1 protein-coding gene is annotated in these 235 nt (G+C 65.5%); it reads right to left on the bottom strand.

Features of this window, described 5'->3' with window-relative positions; all coding sequences use genetic code 11:
- Positions 1–235 (bottom strand): TolC family protein (locus SB786_RS37730; protein ID WP_410731775.1); only part of this gene is annotated, 235 nt, incomplete at both ends.

Consider the following 235-nt stretch of genomic DNA (forward strand, 5'->3'; position numbering starts at 1 on the left):
GCGGCGATAGCCTTCCTGCGAGAGGTCGTAGTTGCGCTGCGCGGCCGCGACCGAGCGATGCGCGTCTTCTTCTTGGGTCGCCAGCGAGCGCATGCGCACGACCTGGTCGGCGATTTCCTTGAGCGCGGTGACGATCGTCTGGTTGTACTGATCGACCGCAAAGTCGTATTCCGCCGACTGCGCGCCGAGTTGCGCGCGCAGGCGTCCGCCGTCGAAAATCGGCAGTGACAACGCG

It is taken from the genome of Burkholderia sp. SIMBA_062, from assembly GCF_046534765.1.
Lineage (GTDB): Bacteria > Pseudomonadota > Gammaproteobacteria > Burkholderiales > Burkholderiaceae > Burkholderia > Burkholderia ambifaria.